This is a genomic window from Corynebacterium gottingense, assembly GCF_003693265.1.
GTDB classification, from domain to species: Bacteria; Actinomycetota; Actinomycetes; order Mycobacteriales; family Mycobacteriaceae; genus Corynebacterium; species Corynebacterium gottingense.
Genome location: NZ_RDRE01000097.1, coordinates 1 through 2179, shown reverse-complemented (window position 1 = coordinate 2179; position 2179 = coordinate 1). Strand labels below are relative to the sequence as shown.

Here is a 2179-nt window from a genome sequence, read left to right as displayed (position 1 = left end):
GCAGCACGGCGTCGATAAGCGCCTGCTCGAGCTCGTCACCCTCGAGGGCATCCAGCTCGTCGAGAAAGTCAGTGTTGGCGTCGATGGAAAAGATTTCCTCGTCCCACGTACTCATCGGCGTCTCCTTTTATATCGGGCAGTTTGCCCCTTAGGTCTACCACGATCGCGCCGCCGCGGGTGTGTTTGCGATCACTCGGACACAAATTTTCCCCTGCGGCGTGCTATAACGGCTTCAGCGCAACTCTTGTTATAGGGTTGTAACACTTTTGACTCAATAGCGTGACATGCGAGAGGAGGAGCGATGAAGGACAACCAGCCCCGCGTGGGCCTCTTCATGACGGCTGGCATCCTGGTAGCCATCGTGGTGGGCATCGTGGTGTTCAACACCTCCGCCTCCGACCGCTCCGCGCAGGCCGGATACGTCACGGACAGCGACACGAAGCACCCTGACACCTCCGCCTCCAGCACCGAGTCTGCAATCTCGAAGTCCACGAAGGCAACGGCGCTTAGCGACGCCCCCGTGGACCACAATTCCTCCACCACCAGCGAGGACAACCAGGACCCCCGCCACCAGAACGCGCACCACGACACCGACGCGTACCAGGCCGCGCCCGCCCAGCAGGGTGGCGGTTCCAACTACAACCTGAACTCCGACCCGTACGCGCCGCAGCACGCGGTGGTGGGTACCGCACAGCCGTCGAACCAATCCACGCGCGTCTTCCGCCCCACCAACGTGGTGCCCACGACCGTGATGCCCACGACTGCGGTGGCAGGCCCCGAGGCGCAGGCGACCACGGGCACCACCGGCGGCGCGAACGATTCGGCGCAGCCGGGCGCTGCGGGCACCCCGGACACCGCCGGCACCGCCGGCGCCCAAAACAGCGAGCCCACGACCGCCGCACCAGCGACGGAGCCGACCACAACCGCCACCCCGGGCGGCCAGGGTGGCCCGGGCGACCAAGGTGCGGAGAACCCGGCGAGCGCAGCGGAATCTGCAGCACAGTCCGCCGCCAGCGAGGCAGCACAGCAGGCCTCGGAGGCACTGCGCCCGATGGGCCTCAACGATGGCGCCAACAACAGCCAGAACGAGCCGGGCACTCCGCAGCAGCAGGCACCGGCAGAGCAGGCCGGGCAGGCCGGGCAGCCCGAGCCGGCGGCACCGGAAGCACCCGCAGCCCCCTCCGAGCAGCCGCAGGAAGCGGCCGCGTCGCAGCCCGGAGGTTTCTCCTCCGACGCCCAGCACGCCTGGCAGCGTTGGGTGGGCAACTTCCGCCACTAAGAGCTCGCGACGGGCGCCGACGATTCCAGGAAAGTCCAAGGTGCGCCACTGGCTGCCGGGCCCCGTTTGTAGCCACCTCACCCGCACTGCGCTGGGATTCCGCCGGCTACCCCCATTTTGGCGACACGTATCAGCGCCTCCCCGTGCCTTTGTATGACCAATGCCGTAACATTCCATACAAAGGTCCCTCCAACCCTGCATCAAGCGTTTTTCAAAACAGTTTGGTGCCGTAGATAAGGTTCCCCGGGACTGATTCTTCCTATTAGCCGTCTCCTCAGAAAGGGACCCCACATGCGGTCTTTCTTCACCCCCCGCAAGGTTGATCTTCGCCCGGCCCTCGCCGCCTCCATGGCAGCTACGCTGGCTATCTCCGGCACCGCGGCAGTCAGCATGACCGCTCCGGTCGCCGCGTACGCACAGGCCGTGGTTCCGGACAGGGAGGACACGGAGGTTCCGAGCGCCGGGCTCCAGGGGACCAACGAAGACGATCTGCCCTGGTTCCTGACGTACCGGCCGACTTACGAAGATTACTACGTGGCTGACCCGGGCGAAACAATAAAGATCGCCGCCCCCGAATATTGGGAGTTCTATCCGGAAACAGTGAAGCGCAGCGCGCCTGAAGGACTCACATGGTCCACGCAACCTGCTGGCGACCAGCCCTGGCAAAATCCGGAATGGGCAGAGTTTCATGACGACGGCAGCGTGATCGTCAAAGTGCCCGAGGATGTGGGGGACAGCGGCTACGGCATGAACCAAAATGTTTGGACGCTATTCACCGAGGCGAAGGATCCGTCTGGCTCCACGTTCAAAACAAGCATCACCCTGTACGTCAATCGCGACGGCATTCCGCGAGACAGCAACGGCGACATCGACAAAGAAAAGTTGCCTGATTTTGTCCGC

General features: G+C 64.2%; 2 protein-coding genes. Both read left to right on the top strand.

Annotated features, from left to right (window positions below):
- The first annotated feature begins 301 nt into the window (after positions 1-301).
- The gene (locus tag EAW56_RS11865) at positions 302-1279 is read left to right on the top strand and encodes a hypothetical protein (protein WP_122086757.1); all 978 of its coding nucleotides are present in this window, start codon (positions 302-304) and stop codon (positions 1277-1279) included.
- 291 nt (positions 1280-1570) lie between these two features.
- The coding region (locus EAW56_RS11860; RefSeq protein WP_147453319.1) for a hypothetical protein at positions 1571-2179 on the top strand (609 nt) is incomplete at its 3' end.

Coding starts and splice junctions, on each gene's coding strand:
- EAW56_RS11865 (WP_122086757.1), top strand. CDS start 302: ATGAAGGACAACCAGCCCCGCGTGGGCCTCTTCATGACGGCTGGCATC.